At 64.0% G+C, this 25479-nt stretch carries 26 protein-coding genes; 17 read left to right on the top strand and 9 right to left on the bottom strand.

The features are described from left to right. The first annotated feature begins 21 nt into the window (after positions 1–21). The 9 genes from ABGV18_RS07070 to ABGV18_RS07110 all read left to right on the top strand — a co-directional run bounded on the left by ABGV18_RS07070 (position 22) and on the right by ABGV18_RS07110 (position 9899). Positions 22–390 (top strand): Mth938-like domain-containing protein, encoded by a 369-nt coding sequence (locus ABGV18_RS07070; RefSeq protein ID WP_396585429.1) that lies wholly within the window; start codon positions 22–24, stop codon positions 388–390. A gap of 60 nt (positions 391–450) precedes the next feature. Continuing rightward, positions 451–2244: a YcaO-like family protein gene (locus ABGV18_RS07075; RefSeq protein ID WP_396585430.1), complete on the top strand. Its 1794-nt coding sequence runs from the start codon at positions 451–453 to the stop codon at positions 2242–2244. Positions 2245–2264: 20 nt separating this feature from the next. After that, positions 2265–3185 carry an AAA family ATPase gene (locus ABGV18_RS07080; RefSeq protein WP_396585431.1) on the top strand — a complete coding sequence of 307 codons (921 nt, stop codon included), beginning with the start codon at positions 2265–2267 and terminating at the stop codon, positions 3183–3185. Between the two features lie 50 nt (positions 3186–3235). Beyond that, the gene (locus ABGV18_RS07085) at positions 3236–4186 is read left to right on the top strand and encodes a DUF58 domain-containing protein (protein WP_396585432.1); all 951 of its coding nucleotides are present in this window, start codon (positions 3236–3238) and stop codon (positions 4184–4186) included. Then, positions 4186–6174 (top strand): transglutaminaseTgpA domain-containing protein, encoded by a 1989-nt coding sequence (locus ABGV18_RS07090; RefSeq protein WP_396585433.1) that lies wholly within the window; start codon positions 4186–4188, stop codon positions 6172–6174. The genes ABGV18_RS07085 and ABGV18_RS07090 overlap by 1 nt, the downstream gene beginning before the upstream one ends. A 98-nt stretch (positions 6175–6272) precedes the next feature. Beyond that, positions 6273–7241 carry a metal ABC transporter solute-binding protein, Zn/Mn family gene (locus ABGV18_RS07095; protein WP_396585434.1) on the top strand — a complete coding sequence of 323 codons (969 nt, stop codon included), beginning with the start codon at positions 6273–6275 and terminating at the stop codon, positions 7239–7241. A gap of 8 nt (positions 7242–7249) precedes the next feature. Continuing rightward, positions 7250–8056, top strand: coding sequence for an ATP-binding cassette domain-containing protein (locus ABGV18_RS07100; RefSeq protein ID WP_396585435.1), 807 nt, complete (start codon positions 7250–7252; stop codon positions 8054–8056). Continuing rightward, positions 8053–8874, top strand: a complete 822-nt coding sequence (locus ABGV18_RS07105) for a metal ABC transporter permease (RefSeq protein WP_396585436.1) — start codon at positions 8053–8055, stop codon at positions 8872–8874. The genes ABGV18_RS07100 and ABGV18_RS07105 overlap by 4 nt, the downstream gene beginning before the upstream one ends. 329 nt (positions 8875–9203) lie before the next feature. Beyond that, complete coding sequence (locus tag ABGV18_RS07110; protein WP_396585437.1) at positions 9204–9899, top strand: hypothetical protein; 696 nt, start codon at positions 9204–9206, stop codon at positions 9897–9899. A 310-nt stretch (positions 9900–10209) separates the two neighbouring features. On the opposite strand, the gene ABGV18_RS07115 is transcribed toward ABGV18_RS07110, so the two are convergent. Genes ABGV18_RS07115 through ABGV18_RS07130 form a run of 4 tightly spaced genes read right to left on the bottom strand, consistent with a single transcriptional unit; the run spans position 10210 to position 12892 of the window. After that, positions 10210–10989, bottom strand: a complete 780-nt coding sequence (locus ABGV18_RS07115) for a 1-acyl-sn-glycerol-3-phosphate acyltransferase (protein WP_396585438.1) — start codon at positions 10987–10989, stop codon at positions 10210–10212. A 7-nt stretch (positions 10990–10996) separates the two neighbouring features. After that, entirely contained in the window at positions 10997–11575 is a 579-nt protein-coding gene (gene pgsA, locus ABGV18_RS07120; RefSeq protein WP_396585439.1) for a CDP-diacylglycerol--glycerol-3-phosphate 3-phosphatidyltransferase, read from the bottom strand. Then, on the bottom strand, positions 11572–12330 hold the full coding sequence (locus tag ABGV18_RS07125; RefSeq protein WP_396585440.1) for a UDP-2,3-diacylglucosamine diphosphatase: 759 nt from the start codon (positions 12328–12330) through the stop codon (positions 11572–11574). The genes pgsA and ABGV18_RS07125 overlap by 4 nt, the downstream gene beginning before the upstream one ends. A gap of 49 nt (positions 12331–12379) precedes the next feature. Further along, a complete protein-coding gene (locus ABGV18_RS07130) occupies positions 12380–12892 on the bottom strand; it encodes a peptidylprolyl isomerase (protein ID WP_396585441.1) in 513 nt (170 codons plus the stop codon). 122 nt (positions 12893–13014) lie between these two features. On the opposite strand from ABGV18_RS07130, the gene cysS reads away from it, so the two are divergent. The 4 genes from cysS to ABGV18_RS07150 all read left to right on the top strand — a co-directional run bounded on the left by cysS (position 13015) and on the right by ABGV18_RS07150 (position 17525). Beyond that, a complete protein-coding gene (cysS, locus tag ABGV18_RS07135; protein WP_396585442.1) occupies positions 13015–14403 on the top strand; it encodes a cysteine--tRNA ligase in 1389 nt (462 codons plus the stop codon). 117 nt (positions 14404–14520) lie between these two features. Then, on the top strand, positions 14521–15594 hold the full coding sequence (locus ABGV18_RS07140; RefSeq protein ID WP_396585443.1) for a DHHA1 domain-containing protein: 1074 nt from the start codon (positions 14521–14523) through the stop codon (positions 15592–15594). After that, the gene (greB, locus tag ABGV18_RS07145; RefSeq protein ID WP_396585444.1) at positions 15591–16070 is read left to right on the top strand and encodes a transcription elongation factor GreB; all 480 of its coding nucleotides are present in this window, start codon (positions 15591–15593) and stop codon (positions 16068–16070) included. Before ABGV18_RS07140 ends, greB begins: the two co-directional genes overlap by 4 nt. Positions 16071–16250: 180 nt before the next feature. Then, entirely contained in the window at positions 16251–17525 is a 1275-nt protein-coding gene (locus ABGV18_RS07150) for a diguanylate cyclase (protein ID WP_396585482.1), read from the top strand. Between the two features lie 14 nt (positions 17526–17539). On the opposite strand, the gene ABGV18_RS07155 is transcribed toward ABGV18_RS07150, so the two are convergent. After that, the gene (locus ABGV18_RS07155; protein ID WP_396585445.1) at positions 17540–17884 is read right to left on the bottom strand and encodes a carboxymuconolactone decarboxylase family protein; all 345 of its coding nucleotides are present in this window, start codon (positions 17882–17884) and stop codon (positions 17540–17542) included. Positions 17885–17972: 88 nt separating this feature from the next. On the opposite strand from ABGV18_RS07155, the gene ABGV18_RS07160 reads away from it, so the two are divergent. The 3 genes from ABGV18_RS07160 to ABGV18_RS07170 all read left to right on the top strand — a co-directional run bounded on the left by ABGV18_RS07160 (position 17973) and on the right by ABGV18_RS07170 (position 21051). Then, positions 17973–18869 (top strand): aldose epimerase family protein, encoded by an 897-nt coding sequence (locus ABGV18_RS07160; protein ID WP_396585446.1) that lies wholly within the window; start codon positions 17973–17975, stop codon positions 18867–18869. A 685-nt stretch (positions 18870–19554) separates the two neighbouring features. After that, entirely contained in the window at positions 19555–19755 is a 201-nt protein-coding gene (locus ABGV18_RS07165; RefSeq protein WP_125198616.1) for a cold-shock protein, read from the top strand. Between the two features lie 120 nt (positions 19756–19875). Continuing rightward, positions 19876–21051: an MFS transporter gene (locus ABGV18_RS07170; protein ID WP_396585447.1), complete on the top strand. Its 1176-nt coding sequence runs from the start codon at positions 19876–19878 to the stop codon at positions 21049–21051. Here ABGV18_RS07170 and ABGV18_RS07175 read toward each other — a convergent pair. Beyond that, positions 21046–21675: an exopolysaccharide biosynthesis protein gene (locus tag ABGV18_RS07175; protein ID WP_396585448.1), complete on the bottom strand. Its 630-nt coding sequence runs from the start codon at positions 21673–21675 to the stop codon at positions 21046–21048. The genes ABGV18_RS07170 and ABGV18_RS07175 overlap by 6 nt on opposite strands. Before the next feature lie 265 nt (positions 21676–21940). Here ABGV18_RS07175 and ABGV18_RS07180 point away from each other — a divergent pair, with 265 nt between their 5' ends. Next, positions 21941–24202 (top strand): Orn/Lys/Arg family decarboxylase, encoded by a 2262-nt coding sequence (locus tag ABGV18_RS07180; RefSeq protein WP_396585449.1) that lies wholly within the window; start codon positions 21941–21943, stop codon positions 24200–24202. Between the two features lie 66 nt (positions 24203–24268). Here ABGV18_RS07180 and ABGV18_RS07185 read toward each other — a convergent pair whose 3' ends face one another. The 3 genes from ABGV18_RS07185 to ABGV18_RS07195 are packed head-to-tail and all read right to left on the bottom strand — an operon-like array spanning position 24269 to position 25476. After that, entirely contained in the window at positions 24269–24904 is a 636-nt protein-coding gene (locus ABGV18_RS07185) for an exopolysaccharide biosynthesis protein (RefSeq protein WP_396585450.1), read from the bottom strand. A 30-nt stretch (positions 24905–24934) separates the two neighbouring features. Continuing rightward, positions 24935–25273 (bottom strand): hypothetical protein, encoded by a 339-nt coding sequence (locus tag ABGV18_RS07190; protein ID WP_396585451.1) that lies wholly within the window; start codon positions 25271–25273, stop codon positions 24935–24937. Then, entirely contained in the window at positions 25261–25476 is a 216-nt protein-coding gene (locus ABGV18_RS07195; RefSeq protein WP_396585452.1) for a hypothetical protein, read from the bottom strand. Before ABGV18_RS07195 ends, ABGV18_RS07190 begins: the two co-directional genes overlap by 13 nt. Positions 25477–25479: the final 3 nt, after the last annotated feature.

A 25479-nucleotide genomic window follows, 5' to 3' on the forward strand; every position in this document is an offset into this window, starting at 1 on the left:
CCACGCCGACGTAGCAACGCCATGCGCCTGACCCAAGATGATCGCGGTCTCCGATTCGTGATCCGCGACTTCTCCGATTCTCACGTGACCGTCAACGACCAGGTGCTCCGGCAGACCTTCCTGCTGACGCCCGAGTCACTGGATGCCGCCGTGTCGGTTGCCGACCTGGACGCCCTGTCGGAACAGGGTGAATCGCTGCTGCTGCGCGACGACCCGGAAGTGATCATCATCGGCACCGGCAGTCGGACCCGCATGGGCCCACCTGCCCTGTCGGCCGCCCTGATGCGCCGGGGGGTGGGCATCGAATACATGGACACGTCGGCGGCCCTGCGCACCTACACCGTGCTCGCCTCGGAGCTGCGGCGGGTGAGCCTGCTGGTGCTCTTCTGACGGTCCCCGACTCTCTTTCCCCGCTCCCTCTATCACCCCTCGCCTGGACACGATTCCCGAATGACTGAAACCCTGATCCCCGGCAAGGACGCGCCGCTCGAAGACACCATCGCCCGCGTCCAGAACCGCCTGACCGAACTCGGCTTCGACATCGAGCCCAGCCTGTGGCGCAACCCACTGCCCAACTGCTGGTCGGTTCACATCAAGGATCGGGGTTGCCCGGCGCTGTTCACCAACGGCAAGGGGGCAACCCGCGAGGCGGCCCTGGCCTCGGCGCTGGGCGAGTTCGTCGAGCGACTGGCCTCGCAGTACTTCTTTGCCGATTTCCACTGGCACCGGAAACTGGCGAGCGTCGATGGCGACAGCCTGCACGACCCGGCCGAGCGCTGGTTCAGCCTCGAAGGCCCGGGTGAGCGCCCCGACGGGTTGCTCGACGACCGGCTGTGGAGCTTCTACGGTGGCGACACGCTCGAATCCACTGCCGACTGGGCGGATCTCAACAGTGGCGAGACCGACCGAATCTGTGCCCTGCCGTTCGTCCGTCAACGCGACGGGGCGGCGATCTACTTCCCGGTCAATGTCGTCGGCAACCTCTACGTCTCCAACGGGCTCTCGGCCGGCAACACGCTGGCCGAAACCCATACCCAGGGCCTTTCGGAGGTCTTCGAGCGCTCGGTCAAGGAACAGATCATCGTCGAGGGCATTGCCCTGCCGGAGATCCCCACGGAGGTGATGCAGCGCTTCCCGGCCAGCCTCGCCTCCCTCGAGGCGCTGAACGAGTCGGGCTTCGCGGCGCGTGCCTTTGACGCCTCGCTGGGCGGGCGATTCCCGGTGATCTGCGTGCTGCTCTACGATCCGCAAACCGGTGGGGTGTTCGCCTCGTTCGGTGCCCACCCGCGCTTCGACGTGGCGCTCGAGCGCACGCTCACCGAGCTGGTCCAGGGCCGCGATCTCGATGACCTGCACGCCTTCCCGGCACCGACCGCCGACCAGCAGCTCGCGGCCGATCCCGACAACATCGAACTGCACTTCATCGACTCCTCCGGCATTCTGCCCTGGCAGATGCTGCGCGACGCGCCGGACTATCCCTTCACCCCCTGGGGCATGGATGCCGCCGACGTCGCCGACATGACCCGCCACGAGCAGAACGTCGAATACGAAAAGGCGCTGATTGCCACGTTCCACGAGCTGGGCCACGACGTCTACATCGCCGATTTCGAGCACCTGGGCCTGCCAGCCTGCCGGATTCTGGTACCGGATGTCTCCGAGATCTATCCAGTCGAGGAGTTGATCGAGCGCAACAACAACCTGGGCCTGAGGCTGTTGCCCTACTTCCAGCGGCTCGACCGGCTCACCCCTGAGGAAAGCGGGGAGTTTGCCGAGACCGTCGCCGATCTCGCCCTTGATCCGCTCACCCCGGTGACCGACGTGATCGGGCTTTGCGCCGGGCCGGAATCGGTCTGGGCCGGCACGCGCATCGGCGAGATCGAGGTGCTTGCCCGGCTGCATGCCGACTCGGTCAGCCCACGGGAGCCCGAGGAAATCGGCTTGGATATCGATTGGCTGGCCAGCGTCCCGCCGCTGCCCGAACAACGACAGCAGCGCTACCGGGCCGCCCAGGTGCTATGGCAACTGCAACAGGAGGCCGGCCTGACGGCGCAAGCCACACGACAGTCGCTTGCCGCCCTTTTCCCGGGTGATCGGGTCAAGGAGGCCGGGCAGGTGCTCGCCGGGCAATGGGGCTATCATCCGCTAACGCCGCTGGAGCCGGGCTTTCGCAACGAACCCCGCCACGCGGCACTGATCGAGGCCTATCGGCGCGCCTATCGGGCAAAACTCGATCGAAGCGACTGAGCGAGGAGCACTGGACACGCATGGATGCCACGATCTGCCCGAGCATCATCGATCGCACCAACACGGTCGTGGTCGGCCAGCGCCCGGCGATTCGCAAGGCACTGACCTGCATCCTCGCCGGCGGTCACCTGTTGATCGAGGACCTGCCGGGGCTGGGCAAGACCACCCTCGCCCACACCCTCGCCCAGGTGCTCGGTTTGTCGTTCAAGCGACTGCAGTTCACCGCCGACATGCTGCCGGCCGATGTGGTGGGCAGCTCGATTTTCCAACCCGGCGGCACGGGCGCCCCATCGGGTTTTCGTTTCATGCCCGGTCCGGTCTTTACCCAGATGCTGCTGGCCGACGAGATCAACCGTGCCCCACCCAAGGTGCAGAGCGCGCTGCTCGAGGCCATGGAAGAACGTCAGGTCTCGGTTGACGGCAAGCGCTACCCGTTACCGCCAGTCTTCTTCGTCATTGCTACCCAGAACCCGCTCGACCAGGCCGGCACCTATCCCCTGCCCGAATCGCAGCTCGATCGCTTCGCCATGGTGATTCGTCTGGGCTACCCGGATGCAGACACCGAACGCGAAATGTTGCTTTCCGGCGGGGGACGCGCCCACCTGGCCGAGGTCGAGCCGATCGTCGATGCCGAGGGGCTGCAGCGGCTGCAGGCTGAGGCGGCCCGGGTGCACGTCGCCACGCGGATTGCCGGCTACGTGCAGTCATTGTTGGCCGCCAGTCGCGAGGCGCCGGAGTTCCGCGTGGGGCTCTCGCCACGGGCAGGTTTGACGTTGCTGAATCTCGCCCGGGCCTGGGCCCTGATCGACCAGCGTGACCACGTCCTGCCCGACGACGTGCAGGCGGTATTGCCGGACCTGGTCAACCACCGGGTCGGAATGGACGGGCACGATGGCCGCGATGCCGCCGATCTGCTGCTGGAGCGCGTGCCGACACCGTAACCCGCTCCTCGTCCAGCAGAGGCACCATCGAAACGTGCAGAGGTTCCCTTGTGCCCCAGCAGACGCTCTCACCCCTGCAGATCCGTCCGCGCCGATTCGGCCTGGGCCTGGCGATCATTACCGTTGCCATGCTGCTCGCGGCGGTCAACTACGGCAACAACCTGATCTTCTTGATCGCCTTCATGATGATCGCCCTGATGATCAACAGCGCCTGGCAGGGCTGGCGCGCCCTTTCCGGGGTGCAAACCCGCATCATCCCACCCGGGATGCGTGCCGCCGGAGAGGCTGGCACGGTCTCCATCGAATTCACCAGCCAGGCAACCGTGCCGCCGTTACAGGTCGACGCCGGCCTTGAGGAAACCATCGGGTATACCGCCCATTCCCCGCGTGGTTCCACGATCATCTCAATGACCCTGCCCGGCGAACCGCGCGGCTATTTGCCTCTCCCGGAAATCACCCTCGAGACGCCCTATCCGCTCGGGCTCTGGACCGTCCGCCGCCGACTCTCTCCGGGGATTGGCCAGTGGATTCATCCCGCCCCGATCGAAGGCCTCGACCGTGCTAGGCAGACAGAAAGCGACGGTTCGGGCGACCAGTCGAGCCTGGAGGGTGACCCGACGCGCCTGCGCAGCTACCATCCCGGCGATCCGATCCGGCATGTCGTCTTCCGTCACTACGCCAAGACGGGCCAACTGCTGACTCGTCACCCGGAGGCGGACAGTGAACGCCCCGATCCCGAAATCATCGATTACGAGGCATTCGCCGGGCCACGCGAAACCCGTCTTTCGGCCATGACCGAGCGCCTGATGCACCTCGACCTCGCTCAACGGCCCTGGGTGCTGCGCCTACCCGACGAGGACGATCTCACTGCATCGGCCAGCGCAAACCTCGATCAGCGATACCAGACCGCCCTGCAGCGATTGGCCCGTTTCGGCCGGCAGCGCGACGAGCAGGGCTTTGACCTGTGCGTCGACCATGTCGCCCCCGGGGAAACGTACTGATGGCGGTGGCGCGACTCGATCCCTTGCTCTGGCTGGTGCTGGTCGGCTCGGTCGGGCTGCTATTGCCCCACCTGCCATGGACGGTGCTGCCAATCGTCATCGCGGCATTCGCCTGGCGGCGTGTGCATGAAGTCAGCGGCCTGCCCTTGCCGCCGCGCTGGCTGTTGCTGCTCCTTGCCACGGCCAGCACCGCGGTGGTCGTCCTGCATTTCCATGCGCTGTGGGGCCGGGATGCCGGCGTGGCCCTGCTGGTCGTCGCCGCCGGTCTCAAGTTGCTGGAAACCCACGAGACGCGCGACCAGTACGGCGTGTTGCTGCTGGCCTTCTTCCTGCTGATCAGCGTGCTGTTGTTCGATCAGGCGATCGCGATTTTCGCCCTGGTCATGGTGCTGTTCTGGCTACTGGTGGGTGCCTGGATGGGCATCAGCCAACCGGCCGGCCCGGCGGGGCACCACCTCGGCAAGCGCTTGCGTGATGCCGGGCGCCTGCTGCTACTCGGCCTGCCGTTCACCCTAATCCTCTTTGCCCTGTTTCCCCGCCCACCAGGGGCCCTGTGGGGCGTTCAGCAACCGGGTGGTCAGGCGCAGACCGGGCTGTCCGAACAGATGCGACCGGGACAATTCGACCAGCTGGCCGAGGATCCGAGCCCCGCCTTCCGGGTACGTTTCGACGGCCCGCCTATACCGCCCGAGCAGCGATACTGGCGGGTGTTCGTGATGAGCGGCTTTGCCGAGGACGACCCGGAGAGCTGGATCGCCGACCCAGTGGCCGGTTCGCCGCGCCTGGAGACACTGGACGACTCGCGCGTGGCCTATCAGATCACCCTGGAGCCGACCGCTGCCCGGCAATTGCCGAGCCTCGCCGCTGCCATCGACACACCGGCCAGAAGCCGGGTCGACGGCAATCTCGTGGTCCAGCGCGAACGACCGGTCGACAACCGCCTGCGATATCGATTGACCTCGGCACTCGAATATCGACTGGACGTCGGCACCCTGCCGCGTTTTCGCCGGCAGCACTACCTCGCCCTGGGCGGCCTCAATCCCTTGCTCGCCGACCTAGCCTCTAGCTGGCACCACCAGCCGCCGGCTGCACGCATCGACCAGGCACTGGCCTATTTCCGCGAGCAATCCTTCGAGTACACCCGCTCACCCGGGCGACGGCAAGGCGCGGACCGTGCCGATACCTTCCTGTTCGAGACGCAACGCGGTTACTGCGCGGACTACGCCGACGCGTTCGTCCGCCTGATGCGCGCCGCCGGTGTGCCGGCGCGGGTGGTCACGGGCTATCAGGGCGGTGAACTCAACGGCGATTACCTGGTGGTTCGCCAATCCGATGCGCATGCCTGGGCCGAGGTGTGGACCGCCGCCGACGGCTGGCGGCGTGTCGATCCCACCGCGGCGGTCGCGCCCGAACGCATCGAGGAGGGCATTGCCCACTCGATGGCCGACGATGCCAACCTGCCGGCCACCGTTCGACGGGCGGAGGGATCGTTCGGACGACAGATGCGATTGCTGGCCGAACAGATGGACAACCGCTGGAACCAGTACGTCCTCGGCTATGACGGGCGCATACAGCACGAATGGCTCGGCAGACTGGGCCTGGCGATGAGTCATCCCGTCTGGGGGGCGCTGTGGGCACTGGCCGTCGCGGTGCTGGTGTGGTGGGGACTGCTTGTACTTTTCGCCCGGCGTGAACGTCGACGGCAGGCAGGCAGCGAGGCCGAATACCTCTGGATGCGACTCCAGGATGACCTGGCGCGACTGGGCATTCACCGCGACAACCCAGAATCCGAGCGCGCGTTGCTACGTCGGGCGGCCACCGCCCTGCCCTTCGCTGGCGAGGATCTGCGTCGGGTCGGTCAGTTGCTGGAAGCGACCCGTTACGCGCGTTCCCCGAGTCGACGCCAGTCCGCTCTGTTGACGACGCGACTGGAAAACCTGCATCGGCGACTGTTCTGGCGCGGTCGATGGCCGCTGCGGCGGCCATGAAACCCGGTCGGCAAGCACTAGGACTGGCACCGTTGCCAGCCTTAGTGTTATACAATAACGTTTTGCACTGGCACCGATTCCCCTGGGAGAGCCACTCCATGAAACTCGACCGTTCGCCGCTTCCTCGCCTGTTTGCGCCGCGACTCGTCGTCATCGGTCTCGCCCTCATGGGCACGGGCCTGGCCCTTAACGCCCACGCGGCCCCGCTGAACGTGGCCGTCTCGATCCCGCCGCAGGCGTATTTCGTCGAGACCATCGGCGGTGAGCATGTCGACGTGCAGGTCATGGTCCCGGCCAACGCCGAACCGGTCACCTACGAGCCGACGCCCCGACAGATGGCGGCGCTGTCACGTGCCGACCTGTACTTCTCCATCGATGTGCCTTTCGAGAAGGGCTGGCTGCCGCGCTTTCGCTCGGTCAACACCGAAATGAAGGTCATCGACACCGTGGCAACCATCCAGCGACGGGCGATGATTGCCCACACGGGACACGATCATGGCGAACCCGATCAGCACGTGGTCCCAGATGACAGCGTCCGCGATCCCCACGTCTGGCTGTCCCCGCCACTGGTGCGTCTTCAAGCCGAGACGATTCGCGATGCATTAATCGAGGCCGCACCCGAGCGGGCTGCCGACTTCCACCGGGGTTTTCGCCGACTTGCCGAGCAGATCAACACCCTCGATCAGGCCATTCTCGATGCCCTGACCGGCATCGATCCCACCGCGCGCCGGTTCCTGGTGTTCCATCCGGCCTTCGGCTATTTCGGCGCGAGTTACGGACTCGAGCAGATGCCGATCGAGGTCGAAGGCAAGGAACCCGGCCCGCGGGAACTGGCCCGTATCATCGAGCAGGCGCGCAGCCACCATATACGGGTAATCTTCATCGAACCCCAGTTCGCCCAGGGGGCGGCCCGTACCATTGCGCGGGAGATTGACGGCGAGGTGCTGACCCTCGACCCCCTGGCACGCGACTGGCCCGCGGGCATGCGGGCAATTGCCGCGACGCTGGCCGAGGCACTCGAACCGTCAACGCCGGCGACCGATACCAACCACGAAGACGAGCACTGATCCTCCCCATGACGGCATCCGATCCCGATTCCGCCGCGATCGTCCTGGAAAACGTGAGTTTCCGCTTTGAACGTGAGCCCATTCTCGAAAAAATCAATCTCGTGATTCCGCACGGGGCGTTCACCGTGATTGTGGGCCCCAACGGCGGCGGCAAGACGACCCTGCTCCACCTGATCCTCGGGCTTTACCAGCCGAACGCCGGTTCGGTGCACGTTTTTGGCGACCAACCGGGCCGGCACCCCGAGCGCATCGGCTACGTGCCCCAGCACGGCAACCTCGCGCCAGGCTTTCCCGCCACCGTGGAACAGGTGGTGCTGATGGGGCTGCCGCACGGCCGCCGCCACGGACCCGGTTTCCACGCCGACGAACGGGACTGCGCCCGGCAGGCGCTGGAACGCACCGGCATCCTGGAACTGGCACAGCGTCCCTTCGGTTCGCTATCCGGTGGTCAGCGGCAGCGTGTCTTGATCGCGCGCGCCCTGATCACCGAACCGGAGCTATTGCTGCTCGACGAGCCCTTTTCCAACATCGATCCCTACGGGCGCGCCTGCATCCACGAGACCCTTGAAGACCTCGGCGGCACGCTCACCCGGGTGATGGTCAGCCATGATCTCGGCATCACCCGGCAGGCCGTCTCGCAGGTGATCGCGGTCAATCGCTGGCTGGTCAGTGGCGAGGGGCCGGCCATCACCGAGGAAATGCTGGGCCTGATGTACGGCCAGCACGGTGCGGACTGCCCGATGGGACATGCCGCCCTCAACGCGCACCTGCCCTCCCAACACGCACACGCCGCTCAGGACAGGGGTCCGCAATGAGCCTGATGGACCTGCTCGGACAAGGCTTCGTCCAGCACGCGCTGATCGCCGCGTTGCTGGTCAGCATTGCGGCCGGCATCGTCGGAGCGCTCGTGGTAGTCAATCGTCTGGTGTTCATGACCGGCGGCATCGCCCATACCGCCTATGGCGGCGTGGGTACCGCCATCTTCCTCGGCCTGCCGGTACTGCCGGTCACCGGCCTGTTCACCGCGGGCGCAGCACTCTTGCTCGGGGCGCTCACCCGGCGGAGGCGAGAACGTACCGACACGTTGATCGGGGTGATCTGGGCCGCGGGCATGGCCTTCGGCCTGATCCTGGTCGAGCTCACGCCGGGCTACCAGGCCGGGCTAATGACCTACCTGTTCGGCTCGATTCTCACCGTCGCCACCGTCGATCTCTGGCTGATGGCCGGCATCGATGCCGTGATCCTGGGGCTGGCGCTCTATTACTACCGCGACCTGCTCTCGTTCTCCTTTGACCCCATCTACGCGCGCACCCGCGGAATTCCGGTAACCGGGCTGTATTTCATGCTACTGCTACTGGTCGCCGAAACCGTGGTCATGATGATCCAGGTGGTTGGACTGTTGCTGGTAATCGCCTTGCTGACCCTGCCGCCCTACCTGGCCCAGCGCTACACCCGCACGCTGGGCGGCATGATGCTGCTCTCGGCCGCCTTCAGCCTGCTGTTCTGCCTGGCCGGCCTGTACGCCAGTTACTGGTTCGATGTCGGCTCGGGCCCCGCGATCATCGCCACGGCCTGCGCGATCTATCTCGTCGTCGTGGGTATCGAGCGACTTCTCCGCGCGGCACGCCGTTAATCGGCAAAACGGCGCGCTCTGGTCCGGGAGCCCCGTGTTGGTGCTTTTCGTCCCGCTCGTCGCATGGATCACCAGAGCGACCCGGACCAATCCGTCGCTTGCCGGCCGACGCGCCTGGCACCATCGCCCGCCCTTGCCAACCTCCCTACACCTCGTGATGACCATGAGCATCTTGCCATCGTTGATTGATCTCGTTGGCCTGATTGCCTGTCCACGCCTGACCCCCAGCGTGGACGCGATAAACTGCCTTATCGCTAGCCCCCGGGGAATTCCTGTCCGCCTGAACGGTCGAAGCAGCGCACCACCACCGCCATGACCGGGAGTCGCGCTTGAACTCATTGATTCGCTCGATACTGCTTGCAGGCCTAGGCACGGCCGTCGCATCGGCCGCCCTCGCCGATGGCCAAGCTCGTTTTAAGACTGCCGACCCATCCCTGCCGTCGCTGATGTTCAGTTGGCAAACAGCTGAACGCAGTCGTCTGGATACGCCCAACGAAACCGCCCACGTGCTGGCCATCGACGGCAGGGCCTGGGGCGTGGCGAAGGTCGCGGGGCACCCGGTGAGCATGGATCTCGACCAGTTGGCGAAGCTCCTTGGGCAGCACACTGCCCTGGCACGGCTCGGACCGGACGCGGTCGTCCCCAGTCAGATCACGTCGCTGGAGGCGACCGGGCAACGCGAAACGGTTGCCGGGGTCGACGGCGAACGCTACCGGGTGAGTTGGGTCGACAGTGAAGGCAACGCCCGCATCGACGAGGCGGTACTGACCGACGATCCTCTGGTCAGGGAAATGCAGGACGCCCTGCTGGGCGGCATGACCCGGGCGATTGCCAGTGGCACCGGTGTGAGTGGCCATGAGGCCGCAGAACAAGAGCTCACGCGTCGCGGGCTGGCGGTGCTGCGCTTTGGTGACGACTTTCGCCTCGAATCCATTTCGGATGCCCGTCAACCCGATGCCCGCTTTGCTATGCCAAGCCAACCGCTCGACCTGCAGCAGCTGATGCGTGGGGTGATGGGGAACTAGGGAAGCTCTGCACGATTCGATAGCGTCTCTGCGGGACCGCCAAGAGCCCATATGCAAGGCACAGTCCGCCGTGAAGGGCCGTCGCCCTTTACAAGGGCTGCAACACAGCAGATGGGCCCTTGGCGGCCCGCCCGGATGGGGCTTGCGGGTTTGCCCGCACTCGGCGTTACCGTCCCTCGACGGGCAACGAGCCCGTCTTCGGCACGGCGCCTTGATTGCGAACAAACCCGCAAGCCAGAGATGCCATCGAATCGTGCAGAGTTTCCCTAGGGGAAGGGAGAGATCCCGACTTCGAACGGTCGTTCGCGGGTCAGTCGGGGATGGCCTCGACGGCCTCGTTTCCCGATGCCGCGATCCGCGTCGCCACGGCGTGGTGGGCGCGCCGCGCAATCTCGCTGCGGTTGTCATCCGCCGTCGGATAGATCGGCTCGAGCACGTCGATCCGCGCCTCGAGCCCCTGGGAAGAAAGCACCCGCCACAATGACGGCCAGAGGCTTTCCTTGCCGATGAATGCCGGCGCGGTGGTGCGCTCCCCCTGCGAGTCGTAATAACGCAGGGCGATCGGCACTACCGGACGTTCCATGTCGATGGCGGGAGCAAGCAAACGAGCGTGGAATCGTCGCACCATCAGACCGTCAGTGGTCGTGCCTTCCGCAAACACCAACATCTGTCGACCATGCTCAAGCCCCCTTGCCACCGCCTCGCTGGCCGCCTCACTCCCCCGGCCACGCTCGATGAACTCCGTGCCGCTGAGCCTTGCCAGCCGACCGATCACCGGCCAGCGACGAATCTCGCTCTTGGCGACAAACACCGCTCCGTCGCAGAGTCCGCCCAGCAACGGAATATCCAGCCAGCTGACGTGATTGGGGAGCCAAAGACTACCTCCGGGTGGCAAGTCAGACAGCCGCTCCAAGCCCTCGACACGAACGCGCACCCCGAGCACCCGGGTGCCCCCCTCCAGCCAGGCCCTGGCCTGTTCGAGGCGAACCGCTTCGTCCAGTCGAGCAAATCGCCGGGTTAGCCAAAGGCCCGCGACAAAATAGAGCAGCAGCCGCACACCGCGACTCAATCCACGCAGGACGGGTCTCATACCGACGTCAGTGCTCCCGCCCTTCGGCCTCGGCACGGGCCACGGCCGCGATGGCGGCCTGCGCGTACTGGGCACCGGAAACGAACGTCAGAAGCGCGGCGACCATCAGCAGCCAATAGCCGATCAGGTAGACGTCGATCACGCCGAACAGTGGGAAGTAGTAGAGCAGGAACAGGATGGCGAACATCTGTGCCGTCGTCTTGAGCTTGCCCAGGGACGACACCTTGACCGCCGCACTGATGCCGCGGCTCGCCATCCACTCACGCAGGGCCGAGACGAAGACCTCGCGCCCGATGATCACCGCCGTGGCTATAACGATCGGCAGATCGCCGTCACTGAACACCAGGAGCACCAACGCCACGGCAACGATCAGCTTGTCCGCCACCGGATCGAGAAACGCACCGAAGGCCGATTGCTGGTTCCAGCGACGGGCAAGATAGCCATCGAGAAAATCGGTCAACGAGGCCAGGCCGAAGATCCAGGCGGAGGCCGGTCGCGCGAACTCGGTCGGGGTGAACAGGAACACGACCACCATCAACGGGATGGCCGCGATCCGCAGCCAGGTGAGCATCATCGGCAAATTCATGCAATCGCCTCCCGGCGTAGTGGCCAGGTCGCCATGACCTCGCTGGATTCCGGCGTGAAACGCTCCAGGGCGACGCCATCACCCTCGAGCGAGACCAGCCAGCCGGCCTCGCCCCAGTCACCGATCACGACCCGGGGGCGACCGTCGGCCAGCCGGTGGATCGCTGGACGATGGGTGTGTCCGTGGATCAGCCCGTCGGTGCCGGTCCGCTCGAGGATCTCGTCGACCGCCGCGACGTTGACGTCCATGATGTCCTCGGGCTTGCTCGACGAGGCCGTGCGGCTCTTGTTACGCAGATCCTCGGCGATCGCGATGCGCTCGGAAAGCGAGCGGGCGAGAAAATCACGCACGAAGCCCGGATCACGCAGCTGGGCCCGCATGGCCTGGTAGGCCGCATCATCGATGCAGAGCTCGTCGCCGTGGGTGAGTAGCCAGCGGCGCCCGCCCTGCTCGAGCACGGTCTGATCGGGCAGATGCGTGGCACCCAGCCGCTCGAGCAACTGGCGCCCGACGAGAAAATCCCGGTTGCCCGGCTGGAAGTACACCGTGGCCTTCAGGTCGGCAAAGCGCCCCAACCGCTCGGCAATCGCCGGATCGATTGGCTGATCGTCACCGATCCAGTAGTCGAACAGGTCCCCGAGCACATAGACCGCCTCGGCATGCTCGGCGCGTTCGAAAAAGGTATCGAGCAGGGCCAGCGTGCGGGGCTCGGGTGTCGCCAGGTGCAGGTCAGCGATGATCAGCGTTTCGGCCATGACCGGGCACGTCTCCCAGGGTGATCAGTCGGGTGGTGAGTCGGGTCGATCAGTCGATGCGCTCGGCCTTGTCGATCAGCACGTCGTCGACCGGCACGTCCTGGTGACCGTGGCGGGAGCCCGTCTGCAGCGTGGCCATCTTGTCGACCACGTCCATGCCGTTGACCACCTCACCAAACACGGCGTAGCCCCAGCCCTGCGGGGTCTCGGAGGAGAAATCGAGAAAGGCGTTGTCGGCCAGGTTGATGAAGAACTGGCTGGTGGCCGAATTCGGATCCGGGGTACGCGCCATCGACAGCATCCCGCGCTTGTTTTTCAGGCCGTTGTTGGCCTCGTTCTCGATCGGTGCGCGGGTGGGCTTTTGCTCCATTTCCGGCGTCAGACCGCCACCCTGGACGACGAAGCCCGGAATGACACGGTGGAAGATCGTGCCCGCGAAATGGCCCGCGTCGACATAGGCGAGAATGTTTTCCACCGTCTTGGGGGCCTTGTCGTCGTACAGGCCGATCTCGATCTCGCCCAGTCGCGTGGAGAAGCGGATCTTGCTATTGATGTCACTCATGCGTTTTATCTCGTCTGTGGGGCCGTTAAACTAACGCCTTTCCCGAAAGCTTAGCTTTCAGGAAACACGTCATTTCCAATGCAGAACAGTCTAACGACCTTCGACCCGGAATCGTAGCCAACATGCTCACAATCTATGACACCGCCGCCCGCGCCAAGCGCGAGTTCACCCCGATCCGGCCCGGCCAGGTCGGGATCTACGTCTGCGGGATGACGGTCTACGATCGCTGCCACATCGGTCACGCCCGGGTGCTGGTCGTCTTCGACATGGTGGTGCGCTACCTCAAGGAGCGCGGCTTCGACGTCAACTACGTGCGCAACATCACCGACATCGACGACAAGATCATCGCCCGCGCCGCCGAAAACGCCGAGAGCATCGAGTCGCTGACCAATCGTTTCATCGAGCTGATGCACCGGGATGCCGAGGCACTGGGCTGCCTGCCGCCGACCTCGCAGCCACGCGCCACCGAGAACGTCGACGAGATGATCACGATGATCACGACACTGATCGAGCGCGGCAACGCCTATCGCGCCGACAACGGCGACGTCTATTTCGACGTCTCGACCTTCGCGCGCTACGGCACGCTCTCCGGGCGCGATCCGGAGGATCTGCGCGCCGGCGCCCGCGTGGCCGTCGACGAGGCCAAGGACGATCCGCTCGACTTCGTGCTGTGGAAGCACGCCAAGCCCGGCGAGCCGAAGTGGGAGGCGCCCTTCGGCCCGGGTCGGCCCGGCTGGCACATCGAATGCTCGGCAATGTCCACCGAGTCGCTGGGCACCACCTTCGATATCCACGGTGGCGGCCATGACCTGATGTTCCCGCACCACGAGAACGAGATCGCGCAGAGCGAATGCGCCACCGGCTGCCACTTCGTCAACTACTGGATGCATAACGGCTTCGTCCGGGTCGACGACGAGAAGATGTCCAAGTCGCTGGGCAACTTCTTCACCATCGAGGACGTGACCCAGCGCTATCACCCCGAGGTGGTCCGCCTGTTCATTCTCTCGAGCCACTACCGCAGCCCGCTCAACTACTCGGACCACCATCTGGATGCCGCCCAGGCCAGCCTGTCGCGCTGGTACAGCGCCCTGAAGAAAGTGCCGGCCAACGTCGAGCCGATCACCGAGGTGATGGACGCCTTCCATGACGCCATGGACGACGACTTCAACACGCCCAAGGCCATCGCCCTGATTCACGAGCAACTGCACCTGGTGCACAAGATCGGCGAATCCGACAAGGAAGCCGCGGCCCCGCATGCGGCCACGATCAACGCCATGGGCGCGATCCTGAACCTGGGTCAACTTGATCCGGATGCCTTCCTCCACTGGAGTGCGGAAGGCGATCGCGAGGACACCTTCGACGATGCCGACATCAACCAGTTGATCGCCCAGCGCGCCGAGGCCCGGGCCTCCCACAACTTCGAGGAATCCGATCGCATCCGCGACCTGTTGCTCGACAACGGCGTCACCCTCGAAGATGGTCCGCAGGGCACGACCTGGCGCCGGCAATAAGCCATTGCCAATCACGGCTTACCGGACAACACTTGTGTTTTCCCGGTCAATCAATAGCTTAAACACACCTATTCATTCACGGTCGTCCCTCGCGACGACCGCTGTCAGCGAGCATCCATGAGTACACCGACTATCATCCGTCCCGAAGGCTGGCTGTATCACGTGTCGCACACCGACCTTGACGGCTACGGCGCTCAGTACATGGTCGATCAGACCGACCAGCGCTGCCATTTCGTCAACGCCGATTACCGCGACATCAACAACGCCATCGACGACATCGTCGCGCGCATCCTCAAGGCCGGTGAGCCGGCGGGGCTGCTGATCACCGACCTCAACCTGACGTTGGATCAGGCCAAGGCGCTCGACAAGCGGATCACGAAGATGAAGGTGCCGGTCGAGCTGCAATTGCTCGATCACCACGCCACCGGCGCCGACTGTGCCGAGGCCTTCGACTGGTACTACCTCGACACCGATCGCTGCGCGAGCCTGCTGACCTTCGAGGCGGTGGCCGATCACCTCGACCCGGTCCAACGCGACCTGATGCGCCAGCGCGCCGAGTTCATCGACGTGGGTGACCGCTGGCTACGCGACCACGACAATTTCCGCCGGGCGATCTACCTGATCGGCCTGGTCATGCAAGACGATCACCTCGCCCCGCCGCTCAAGGATTTAAAGCGCGCCTACCGCTTCCACGTGATGGAGGCGTTCTTCCGTTCCCACGAGTCCGGCGAGACGCTGGAGGCGTTCGAGCGCCAGCTATTCGACGCCCGCAAGAGCTTCCTCAAGGGGCGGGTGGAAAAACGCATCTTCAACGACGAGAACCTGCCGCTCAACGACAAGTTCCACATGCTCTCGGCCTCGGTACTCGACGAGGATTTCGTCCCGGTACTCGAGATCGAAGGCGTGCGTACCGGCGTGTTCTTCAACTGGCCGCACGATGTCTGGCGTGGCGTGATCATGGACATGATGGAAGTGCGCGGTCAGATCGACATGGCAATGGGCATACGCGGCAATGGCCGCCTCTCACTGCGCGCCAACCCCGGCGTGAACGCCGGTGAGATTTCCGCACGCTACTTTGGCGGTGGCGGTCATCCCGGTGCGGCCGGCGGTGAGCTCAAGGACAACCGTCTGCGCGATCTCGCCCACGCGGTCAGCGCCATCCAGAAGACCCTCGCCGCCGGCGATCGATGAGCACGCCGATCATCACCCGGCCCGGCTTCAAGGCCCTCGAGGCCGAGCTGGATCGGCTCTGGCGCGTCGAACGACGCGAGGTCGTGCAGGCGGTTTCCGAGGCCGCCGCGCTGGGTGATCGATCGGAGAACGCCGAGTACATCTACGGCAAGAAGCGGCTGCGCGAGATTGACCGTCGCATCCGCTACCTGCAAAAGCGCCTGCCGAACCTCAAGGTCGTCGACCGCGTACCCGACGACACCGACAAGGTCTACTTCGCCGCCTACGTCGAGATGGAATGCGAGAGCCAGGCACTCGAACGCACCCTGCGCCTGGTCGGGCCGGACGAACTCGACCCGTCGCGCGGCTGGATCAGCATCGACTCTCCGGTGGCCCGCAAGCTGATCGGCCGTCGCCCCGGCGACGTGGTGCGGCTGCCGGCCGGCGAAGACAAGGGTCAACTGCCCTGGGAAATCGTCGATATCCGTTACCAGTAAGGCGTACCCCACGGCACAGGCCCAATGCAAACTGGACATATGGACGTCCATGTCACCATTGGCAAAACAATCCGCGTTTCTCTCGGCTTGTCCCGCTCAACGGTGCCGATGTGACGCGGCCGGCCGCTCGTGCCGCGGATTGCGATCACTAACGGCCACTGGCCGCCCATTCACACGACGCTGAGCTTAATGGCCACCATGCACGATCTCGACTACTTGAGGCTGCTTCAGGCCGCCGTGGAACAGTCGTTTGACGCGGTGGTGATCACCACCGCAGAGCTCGATCGCCCCGGCCCGGAAATCGTCTACGCCAACCCGGCCTTCCTGTCGATGACCGGCTACCCGCTCGAGGAGATACTCGGCCAGACGCCGCACCTGTTCCAGGGCAAGGCCACCAGCCGTCCGATGCTCGATCGACTGCGCGCGGCGTTGGAGGCGGGCAAGGGTTTCTCGGCGCAAACCGTCAATTATCGCAAGGACGGGACGCCCTACGACGTCGAATGGAGCATTTCGCCGGTGCGCGACGAGGCCGGCGGCATCACTCACTTCGTCTCGGTCCAGCGTGACATCACGGCGGAGACCCGCGAGCACGAGCGCGGTCAGATGCTCGTTTATGCGCTCGATGCCAGCAGTGACAGCGTGGTGATCACCGATCGGGACAACCGCATTCTTGACGTCAATAGCGCATTCGAGAAGCACATCGGCTATAGCCGCAAGGAAGTACGCGGCAAGAATCCCAGCGTTCTCCAGTCCGGCCTGCATGACCGCAGCTTCTATCAACGCATGTGGGACACCCTCGACCAGGGTAATGTCTTCCGGGACACGTTCATCGACCGGCAGAAGAACGGCCAACTACTCCACATGGAAGAGACGATCACGCCGGTCAGGAACGAGCATGGCGAATTGACCGGTTACGTCTCCATCGGCAAGGACATCACGGAGCGTGTCAACGCGGAAAACGAGCTCAAACGTCTTGCCACCACCGACATGCTCACCGGGCTGATCAACCGGATGCATTTCGAGAAAATCCTCAGCCACGAGCATGACCGGGTGCGGCGTTACGGCCACCCGGCCGCCCTGATCATGATCGATATCGATCATTTCAAGCAGATCAACGACGATTTCGGTCATCCCATCGGAGACGCCGTGCTGACGCGTTTCGCTCGCCTGATCAGCGAGCATATTCGTGCCACGGACAGCTTTGCTCGCTGGGGCGGCGAGGAGTTCATGCTGATCACGCCGGACACCGATGAACCCGCCGCGAGGGCATTGGCCGAGAAACTGCGGCGGCTGGTCCACGACACCGACTTCCCCGAAATTGGGCATGTCACGGCAAGTTTCGGTGTCGTCCCGTTAGCGGAGGATGCAACGCCGGAGCAAACGGTGCACCGGGTCGATCAGCGACTCTATGCGGCCAAGCAACAGGGGCGCGATCGAGTGGTCGGCGACGACTAGCCCGTCACTGTCCTCTAGCTCTTCTCAAAGGCCTCTACTGCATCGTGCACCTCGGCGATGTCGGTGATCGCCGGGCCGCCGTCCATGAGGATGGCGACCTTGCACGCCTCGATGATCTCGGGATGGGGCCCTCCTGCCTTGAGCCCCTTCTGCACGTGGATACCGATGCAATACTTGCCGCGTACGGTGATCGCCATGCCCAGGGCGCTGAGGTCCTTGACGTCGTCCCCCAGCACCTTCTCCATAAAGCCGCTGCACGCCTGCATGGTCTCGCCGGCCTCGGCCTTCATCCAGCCCTTGCCGGCCTGGGCATCGTGCATTGCCTCGGTCATCCCGTTGCTCAGTTCGCGGTCTTGCATCGAATTGCCGTTTTGATCGAATCGTCATGAGCATCGACCATAATGAACCCGGCCAAGAGCTCATTCACTCCTGTCAGGAACTGTTCACGTGATCGAAACACTGCGCAATCGCTTCGCCCTGCCCGGGGTCCACTTCCATCAACATGGCCGGCTTGTCGTGATGGAACTGACAAATTCGCAGGGCAGTGCATCGATCACGACGATGGGCGCGACGGTGCTCGGTTACACACCTCAAGGCGGTGACGAGTTGATATGGGTCAGCGAGACGGCCCATTTCGATGGCACTCGTCCGGTGCGCGGCGGCATTCCGATCTGCTGGCCATGGTTCGGGGCCCATCCGAACGATTCCGCGCAGAAGGCGCATGGCTTCGCACGACACCTGCCGTGGGAGATCGAATCGGTGACGGTCGAGGACGACATCACTCGGGCCATCCTGCGGCTGCAAGCCGACGAGGCCACCCGTCGCATCTGGCCCCACGACTTCGTCCTCACCCTCACGGTGACCCTCGGGGAGACGCTGCGCCTCGACCTGACCGCGGAAAACCGTGATGACGAGACCTGGCAACTCTCGGAGGCGCTGCATAGCTATTTCCGCGTCACGGATGCCCGCGACATTGCCATCGAGGGCCTGGAGGGATTGAACTACTGGGACAAGCAGCAAGGCGGCATCCGCGGAATCCAATCGACTCTCTTGCGGGCTCGCCCGCCGATCGACCGGGTGTTCTTCGATCACCAGGGCAAGGCCGTAATCGAGGATCATGCCCGGCGGATCGTCGTCGAAAAGGCCGGGAGCGCCACCACGGTGGTCTGGAACCCGGGCCCTGAGGGAGTGCGTGCCTTTGACGACATGTCCGATGATGCCTGGCGCGAGATGCTCTGCGTGGAAACGGCGAACGCCATCGATAACGGCTACGCGCTTCGCCCCGGCGAGCGACATACCTTGTCCGCCACGATTCGAACCGAGAAGATCCTCGCCCGCAGGTGACGTCGGCGTCGCCCCCGCTGCTCGACTCGCCATGCGGTTGGTTCCCAGGGGCCGGCAGGGGCAAGGCCCAACCTCGATTGCAAGGGACTTGTCGGCTGGAACGTCAGCTCCGCGAAGCCCCGGCTCGAACGGCAGCGCCCCGCATGCGTTCGGCTGTTGCACCGGTGTCACGTCGCCAGCGGCGCCATGCTCGTCGCGTCCTGAACACGGAAATTGACCACACCAAAGCCGTATAGACCACTTTTTGCCTGCCAACACGGCAAAAATTGCGATCTGATTGCTCTGAATCGATACGTTTGGGCGACTCGTTGCGAAAATACACAGCGCCGGGAAAAAGTGGGCATATGTCCGGTACGTCGTTAAAAACGCCTCCTTCATCTGCCTCTGTCTAGATTCAAAATCGTTACTGAGCAGGAAGAAGCGACTGTTTTGCAAAAAAACTATGGCTTATCGAGCAGAACGCGGGATAATGCGTTCCGGGAAAACGAAACAGCGTTTCCCCGAGAGGATTCAGTTTAAGGACTCCTCAATTGCACCAGGCTCGAACCCCGCAGGACCACAGATTGAATTATCCAGTTTGTATGACCCGCTACGATTTGCAGTTCTCTGACGCTTTTGCAGTCCTTCAGCACCCCTCGTTTTTCATTCAATTTTATGCATATGCATAGCATCAGAGGTATCCATCATGGCTACAGGCACCGTTAAATGGTTTAGTGACGAGAAAGGCTTTGGCTTTATCGCTCCTTCAGACGGCTCCAAGGACGTTTTCGTCCATCACAGCGCCATTCAGGGCGGCGGCTTCAAGTCGCTGGCCGAAGGCCAGACCGTCACCTTCGAAGTCGAGCAAGGCCAGAAGGGTCCGGCCGCGGTAAACGTCCAGATCTAATCTGGACCCAACCCGGTCGACAGCAAAACCCCGCCTAGTGCGGGGTTTTTTCGTTGTCCGGTGCAAAATTCTGGCGGTGCCGACCGCCGCAACCAACGGCCTGCCGTTACGATACCGCCCATGATCCGCCCCGTCCCTCTCATCGTCCTCGCCCAACTATTCGGCACCTCGCTCTGGTTCAGCGCCAATGGCGTAGGCGATGCCTTGATGAATGACTGGGGCCTATCCCCGCTGGAGATCGGCACCCTCACCGCCTCCGTGCAGGCGGGCTTCATCCTGAGCACCCTGCTGTTCGCCGTATCGGGATTGGCCGATCGGTTCGCCGCGAGCCGAGTGTTCCTGGTTTCGACGATTACCGGGGCAACCGCCAATCTGGCGCTCGCCTGGCTTTCTCAGGATCTTGCGACGGCAGCACTCTACCGGTTTCTCACGGGATTCGCCCTGGCGGGGATCTACCCCGTCGGCATGAAACTAATCGTGAGCTGGGCGCCGGAACGACGCGGCGAGGCACTCGCCTGGCTGGTCGGCATGCTGACACTGGGAACGGCCACACCACACCTTTTGCAAGGGTTGAGCCTCGGGATCGCCTGGCCGTGGGTGATCACGTTTGCCTCGGGACTGGCGTTGCTGGGCGGGGGGCTGATCGCGTGGCTCGGGGACGGCCCGCATCTGGGACGATCGCCGAGGTTGCAATGGGGTGGAGCCTTTCGTGCTTTCCGCCACCGCGGGTTTCGTGCCGCCGCATTGGGCTATTTCGGTCACATGTGGGAGTTGTACGCCTTCTGGGTACTCGTACCACTGTTCATCGCCGGGCTCTATCCGCAGGCCACGGCCACCATGCTGTCGTTGCTTGCCTTTGCGGTGATCGGGGTCGGCGCGATCGGCTGCGTGGCGGCGGGCCGAGTTGCACGTCATCTTGGCAGCGCCCGGGTCGCGGTGATCGCCCTGGCCACCTCCGGCGGTTTCTGCCTGTTCTATCCCTGGCTCGCCGACCTGTCGGCCGGGTTGGCCCTGATTGCCTTATTACTCTGGGGTGTGGCGGTCATTGCCGATTCCGCGCAGTTCTCGGCGCTCGCCAGCCGCCATGCTCCGCCTGACGGGGTTGCCAGTACGCTCGCCATCATGAATAGCATCGGTTTTGGTTTGAGCGCACTGGCCATTCCGCTCACCACCAGCCTGTGGCAGGACCTGGGCGCCCACGTCAGCTGGTTGCTGTTGCCCGGCGCGACCCTGGGCGTAGTGGCGATGCGCCCCTTGCTCGGCGCCCGATCCGCTGTGTCCAGCGAGGCGTCATAGCAACGCCCAGACAATCGTTCCGACACTGAGCCCGGTGAGCGCGAACGCGACCAATGCGAGCAAGCCGTCACGCATGATCAGTGCGAGTCCGAATACGGTCAGCGTCAAGCCGGCGGCGTTGGCCGAGAACGGAATGAACTCCATCGCCGGCATCACCAGGGAAACCAGCAAGGCCAAGATAGCCACGCCGTAGCGCGCTCCGCCGTTTACCAGGAACGTCAATCGCGGGCGCAGGAAACGATCCAGGAAGCGCGCCGTGGGCATGATCCAGTCGACCACCTTTTTCAGCGTCTGATGCCGGATCTGACGTTCGAGCAAAAACGCCGGCAACCAGAAGTGATCCCGGCCAAGCAACAACTGCAGAGCAATCAGAAACACGAAGATGCCGATCAACGTCGGCACGCCGGGAATATCGCCGATCAACGGCGCGAGCGTGATCAGCCCGGCCAACAAGAGCATCGGCCCAAACGACCGTCGACCGATCACATCCAGTACCGTGCCCAACCGAACCGAGGTGCCATCCTCGCGGATATTGGCTAGCAACTGCAAAAGCTCGACCAGCCGCTCCGCTTCGCTGCCCTCCGAATCGGGGGTCTCTGCCTCGCGCTCAGATGGATTGGACATCGCTGTTACCCTTTCTATGAACCGCGTCGGAACGCTGACCGCCCATTTCCTGGCGCCTCGAGCGGCCCGGGACATATCGGCGACCCGGCTGCCGACCGATCCGGCGAGACGCAGCGCTACCGGGCATTTGTTGTAAACTTGGAGCCATCTTTTCACCCGGGGCCCTGCCCCGGGTTTTGCCATTGGTGCGGCACTCTCTCCGACCCGACAAACGGGCATTGGTTTCGCCGAGACAGCCACCCGCGGATCCCGAGGTTGACCATCCATGATCTTCCGCTTTCCCATCGTCATCATCGACGAGGATTTTCGCTCCGAAAACGTTTCCGGCCTGGGCATTCGCTCGCTCGCCGAGGCCATCCGTGCCGAGGGCGAGGAGGTATTGGGTGTTACCAGCTACGTGGACCTGGCCGCCTTCGCGCAGCAGCAGGCACGGGTGTCGGCCTTTGTTATCTCGATCGATGACGAGGAATTCCACGGCGGCAACGCGTCGGTGGACGAGTCGCTGGAGGTCATTGTCCAGCTGCGCAACTTCATCCAGGAGATCCGCTTTCGCAACGCGGACATCCCGATCTTCCTCTACGGCGAGACGCGCACCAGCCGGCACCTGCCCAACGACGTGTTGAAGGAGCTGCACGGCTTTATCCACATGTTCGAGGACACGCCCGAGTTCGTCGCTCGCCACGTCATTCGTGAAGCGCGCAGCTATCTCAACTCACTCGCCCCGCCCTTCTTCCGCGCACTGACCGGCTACGCCGCCGACGGCTCGTACTCCTGGCACTGTCCGGGGCATTCCGGGGGCGTGGCCTTCCTGAAGAGCCCGGTGGGGCAGATGTTTCACCAGTTCTTCGGCGAAAACCTGCTGCGCGCCGATGTCTGCAATGCCGTCGAAGAGCTGGGTCAACTGCTGGATCACACCGGGCCGGTGGCCGCCTCGGAGCGCAACGCCGCGCGCATCTTCAATGCCGATCACCTGTTCTTCGTCACCAATGGCACGTCCACGTCGAATCGCATGGTCTGGAATTCGAACGTGGCCCCGGGTGACGTGGTCGTGGTCGACCGCAACTGCCACAAGTCGATCCTGCACGCGATCATCCTCACCGGCGCCATCCCGGTGTTCCTGATGCCGACGCGCAACCACTACGGCATTATCGGCCCGATTCCACGCAGCGAGTTCTCGAAAGAGAACATCAGGAAGAAGATTGCCGAACACCCATTCGCCGGGCAGGTCGAGGATCAGCAACCCAAGATCCTGACCATTACCCAATCGACCTACGACGGCATTCTCTACAACGTCGAGGAGATCAAGGACGAGCTCGATGGGTTCGTCGAGTGCCTGCACTTTGACGAGGCCTGGCTGCCGCACGCGGCCTTCCACGACTTCTACGGTGACTACCACGCCATCGGCGCCGATCGGCGCCGATGCGAGGACTCGGTGATCTACTCGACCCAGTCGACCCACAAGTTGCTGGCCGGCCTGTCGCAGGCCTCGCAGGTGCTGGTGCAGGACTGCAACAAGGAGCGCTTCGATCAGGACGTCTTCAACGAGGCCTACCTGATGCACTCCTCAACCTCGCCGCAGTACGCGATCATCGCCTCCTGCGACGTGGCCGCCTCGATGATGGAGCCACCGGGCGGCACGGCGCTGGTCGAGGAGTCGATCTTCGAGGCGATGGACTTCCGCCGGGCCATGAAAAAGGTCGATGCCGAGTACGGCGAGGACTGGTGGTTCAAGGTTTGGGGGCCCGATTCAATCCCCGAGGAAGGTATCGGCACGCGCGACGACTGGATGCTGCACGAGGACGATCGCTGGCACGGCTTCGGGCGGGTGCCGACCGGCTTCAACATGCTCGATCCGATCAAGGCGACCATCATTACGCCCGGGCTGGACGTCGACGGCGATTTCCACGACTGGGGCATCCCGGCGGCGATCGTCACTCGCTATCTCGCCGAGCATGGGGTGGTAGTGGAAAAGGCCGGTCTTTACAGCTTTTTCATCATGTTCACCATCGGCATCACCAAGGGCCGCTGGAACACGCTCCTGACCGCCCTGCAGCAGTTCAAGGACGAGCATCAACGCAACCAGCCCTTGTGGCGGATCATGCCCGAGTTCGTCAACAAGCATCCGCGCTACGAGCGGGTCGGCCTGCGCGATCTCTGTGAAAAGCTCCACGCGGTCTATCGGGAGTACGACGTCGCCAAACTGACCACGGAGATGTACCTCTCCGATATCCAGCCGGCCATGCGCCCGGCGGATGCCTGGTCGAAGATGGCGAGAAAGCAGATCGATCGTGTGCCCATCGACGAGCTCGAGGGGCGGATCACTGCCTCATTGGTGACGCCCTACCCGCCGGGGATTCCCCTGCTCGTGCCGGGCGAGCGTTTCAATGCCCGCATCGTCGAATACCTGAAGTTCGTTCGCCACTTCAATAAGCAGGTACCAGGGTTCGAGACCGACGTGCATGGACTGGTGGCCGCGGAGACCGACGAGGGTCTGCGCTACTTTATCGACTGCGTCCGGGACGACTGACTCGCGTCGTTGTCGTTCAAGTCGATTGCAGGTCGCCATGCCAGAACGTTTGCAAAACGGACGGCCTCACGTCGCCACCAGTCCGGAGACGGCCAACGTGCCGACGGCCAGCAGATAGAACAGACCCAGCAAGACGAACAGGCCATCCACGGCGACCAGCGCAAGGCCGAACGCCACGACGGCCAACCCAGCGGCCGTCGCCGAAAATGGCACCACTTCCATCACCGGCATGGCCAGCGCCAACAGCAGGCAGACGACAGCGATGACGATCGCGCCGCCCTGGGACGCCAACAGGGGAAGCCGCGGTCGCAACCACCAGTCGATGAAACGCGCCGGCCGGTCCAGCCATTGCAGCGCGTCCTGAAGACGGTTGCTCGAGACGTGACGGTTCAGCAGCCAACCAGGCAGCCAGAATGCCTCTCGTCCCATGACCAACTGAAGGGAGATCAGCGCCAGCCCCAGACCCATGGCCGTCGGCATGCCCGGCACGCCACTCAATGGTGAGACCAGGATCACGCCGATCAGGAGCAGCACCGGGCCGAACGAACGCGTGCCCAAGGCATCCATGATCGCGGAGAGCGATACCCTATCGCGATCAGCCGCCACCTGCGCGATCCGTTGCAGCAGATCGCCCAGATTGCGTGGTATCCCATCGACGGCCAGTGCCTGATCCGGCTCCGACCGATTCTCGTCCTGCGGCATTGCCGCGGTCCCCCGTGAACGTGGTTATCGCTACCTGAGACCGCCGCCAAGCAGTTGACTTCGCAAATACCTCAGAGCCAGCCGGGACAGCGAACCGTGTGTTGCGTCGTCTATCCAGCCATAGGCCGCGCCGGTGGCTACCACCAGTCCGAGCGTTCGCCAGGGATGCACCTGCACGCCGACCGCCACCGGCACCCAGAGCGTATCGACATCACCCTGCAGACGCTGGCTGCAGCCAGATAACGCCCACTTGGCTTCTTCCAGTTCCTGTGATGGCGAGAGCTCACGCCGGGCAAGCGGATAGGCGGTCGGATCGGGACGCTGGGCACGCCCTTGCAGCCGCCGAGCCCCCGTGGTCACCGCAACCATCGGTAGGCCCAGAAACTCAACGCGGCGGCAGTCGACAGGCACAACAAGGCAATCACGGCAAAACCAACTGCCGCGCCCCAGATCGGGGCAACCCAGTGGTACAGGCCCGCCAATGCCAACCCGATACCGGCAACCGCCAAGATGCCCACCACGCTTACCGCCACGAGGGCGACCGCAACGCGACCGACCTGTTGGCGAAGCACGCG

The sequence above is a fragment of the Guyparkeria halopsychrophila genome (assembly GCF_044582135.1).
In the GTDB taxonomy this organism is placed as follows: domain Bacteria; phylum Pseudomonadota; class Gammaproteobacteria; order Halothiobacillales; family Halothiobacillaceae; genus Guyparkeria.